Raw genomic sequence first — 2,341 nt, forward strand, 5'->3', positions numbered from 1 at the left:
GGCGAGTTGCCCTGACCATTTTAAAGCGAGACACTTCGCAGCGGAAAATGAGCATCCGCCTAAAACGAAAAGTCGCCGGCTGGTCACAAGAGGCGCTGGAAGCGATTATCCTCGGGAGTTAGGAGGGTTTTCGAATGCGATTGCCGTGCGTGCGACTTGCTATTGCCACCTGTAAAAGAGGCGTGCAAAGAAATGCTGGCTGCGCTGGAACTTGAGGGAAAGGCGATTTGCGATCTTTGCCAAGAGAAATAAACCTGTCCAATAGGGCAATTGCTCAACTTAGAATGTGACACTAACACCCATTTCTCAAACTGAGGCGGACAACGGCCCCGACAACTGAGACGGTGATTGCTGGGGATTGATCCGTGATTCCTCGGCAAGGTTCAGATGGGGAGGTTGTTTCGCAAAACAAAAGTTGCAACTCCAAAAGCGGAGAACGTGGTCATGAACCCTGCCAAACAAAGATTTTTGCGACTGGTCCCAGTTTTACTATCTGTGATCGTCCTGTTTTTGGGAATTGTTTGTATATTTCTCAGCGCAAGTTTTGCGGACAACGTCGAGCCGTCTTATTCATGGTTAGAACAAAAGGCGTCTGCTCAAAGGCTAGAGGACTCGTATGGAGCCTCATTCGTGGAAGGTTCAAACGATGGGGTGGAGTATACAAGTGCAAAAAAGGGGGCTATCTACTGCGAAGGGGAGCTTAAAAACACAACGTTGAACGAAACTGCTTTCACTTACTGTCGGGCACTGCGGCTAAAACGGATCACGTTAGATCACTGTCATGTTGAAACAAAGGGTCGCAGTTTCTCCGAGTTGACGACCATTGAAGAGCTATACGTCATCAGTACTCCGCTCACGGGGAATGGCCTTTCAGAGATTGTGAAAATGCCTTCCTTGAAGGCAGTCAGCCTTTCCTCTATTGACAATGTCGAATCAATTATCCCAATGCTGTCTAAATCCAAGTCCATTGAGCTACTAATTCTGTACGACGTCAAAATCAATAACGAGGCAGCAAAGTCAATCTTGAAGTGGTCACAGTTGAAAGGACTTCGGGCGATATCCTGTCAATTTGCCTCACACACGGTTCACACAATCGTCAAGGCATCGAACCTGGAGTCGATACAATTGCCAGAATCGAAGTTCAATCCCAGCGAGCTTGCTGATTTATCTATGTTGCGCAGCCTACGGGTCTTGAACCTTATGAAGACACCTATTCAGGACAAAGATCTTTCGGCGGTGGGGCGTCTACCGCATCTGGAGAAGCTGTATTTGCAGTCTACAGCCATTTCTGACGAAGGGATTGCTCACCTCATTGATCTGCCGAATCTTCAATTGATTTCTATGAACCATACGAAAGTTACCAAGAGAGCATTAGACTTGCTGGGAAAAATACCTGATTTGAATCGTCAATTCGTGTACGCGGACAATACAGCGATTTCAGAGGCAGACCTTGAACAGTTTCGACGGGCTAAGCCTTAAATGATTGCCAGCATTTAGGAACTGCAGGGTGATGTCACGAGGTGGGTCTGAAGTGTCCCAAAAACCTGATCCACCGTTATGAGAGTTCGGGTTGGGTAAAACAAATCGCAGTGGCCTGTTGGAGTGAGGGCGTAGCCTGAACGGAAGTAGGCCACTGCGACGTGAAATCTGCTGGGGTTTGGCCGCCCAGACTGCTGTGGGGGCGACGACGATTGTAGGTTTGTCTCCAGGCCATGATGGTCTGGTCTTGCGCCCCGCGCAAAGTTGTTCCTAGGTCAATCGTTCTGCGACGGCAAAGAAGCTTGGTGCCAACCCGCCGTCACGTACTGCATTCAACGGGGCAAGTAGCCTCCCACCGAAGACACGGGCGACTATTGGCGGGCTGAATATATCCAATTTGCCTGTGGAAAACGAGAAACGCCCTTTGTCCTACAGTTTAGCAGGTTCGTCTGGAAATCGGGCCTCCAAAAACTCCCTGACAACATCGGCGATCGTGACATCATCACGAACACACTGCAGTTTCATCCGTTGATGCAAAGAAACCGGAACGTTGATCGTCAGACGTTTTACCGGTTCAGGCGGCGGCTTCAGTCCCAATTCCTTGAACGCCTCGGCCGCTCGCGAATTGGCCCTGCTAGTGTCCTGATTGGCTAATTCACTGCTTATATCTATTCTTGCTCCGCACCATCCGCTACACTGCTATGCACCAAGCGAAAGGAGCAATGGTATGGCGATGGGGATAACGTCCTAAATATTGCGCGAATTTGAGAGCCAGCTCTGGCTCTGGTATGGATTTGATTACCAACATCAACCAACCAGAACCGAGGACTGACCATGACGAATGTACCAGAAGATCACGTGA

The 2,341-nt window shown here is 49.3% G+C and carries 2 protein-coding genes; one reads left to right on the forward strand and one right to left on the reverse strand.

Translation table 11 applies throughout. From position 1 onward, the window contains the following. Positions 1 to 444 precede the first annotated feature (444 nt). The gene (locus tag DTL42_RS19240; RefSeq protein WP_158545469.1) at positions 445 to 1,479 is read left to right on the forward strand and encodes a hypothetical protein; all 1,035 of its coding nucleotides are present in this window, start codon (positions 445 to 447) and stop codon (positions 1,477 to 1,479) included. A 76-nt stretch (positions 1,480 to 1,555) separates the two neighbouring features. Here DTL42_RS19240 and DTL42_RS27215 read toward each other — a convergent pair whose 3' ends face one another. After that, positions 1,556 to 1,741: an integrase core domain-containing protein gene (locus DTL42_RS27215; protein ID WP_425305528.1), complete on the reverse strand. Its 186-nt coding sequence runs from the start codon at positions 1,739 to 1,741 to the stop codon at positions 1,556 to 1,558. Between the last annotated feature and the right edge of the window lie 600 nt (positions 1,742 to 2,341).

It is taken from the genome of Bremerella cremea (assembly GCF_003335505.1).
In the GTDB taxonomy this organism is placed as follows: domain Bacteria; phylum Planctomycetota; class Planctomycetia; order Pirellulales; family Pirellulaceae; genus Bremerella; species Bremerella cremea_A.